Annotated in this window: 1 protein-coding gene; it reads right to left on the bottom strand. The window is 65.8% G+C overall.

The window, feature by feature from the left end:
* The coding region (gene tssK, locus SB771_RS36525; protein ID WP_410722223.1) for a type VI secretion system baseplate subunit TssK at positions 1-243 on the bottom strand (243 nt) is incomplete at both ends.

Below are 243 nucleotides of genomic sequence, written 5' to 3' on the forward strand. Positions count from 1 at the left end.
GTTCTTGTCCGGCACGAGGGCCACACGCAGGCCGAACTTACGCTCTTCGAGCGGTATCGGCACCGCATGCGGGTCCATCACCATGCTGAGCGACGCGCGCAGATCGTCGATCACCGGCGCGAAGGTTTCCCGCAGCCGGTCGTGCCGGTACACCGGGTACGCTGGTGGGCGCTTGGTCGGCTGGCTGAACGTTGCGAGCTCTCCCGCGAGCTGCACCGAGATCTGGTAAAGCGCTTCCGGATG

Origin of the sequence: Burkholderia sp. SIMBA_051 (assembly GCF_046534915.1) — a bacterium.
In the GTDB taxonomy this organism is placed as follows: domain Bacteria; phylum Pseudomonadota; class Gammaproteobacteria; order Burkholderiales; family Burkholderiaceae; genus Burkholderia; species Burkholderia ambifaria.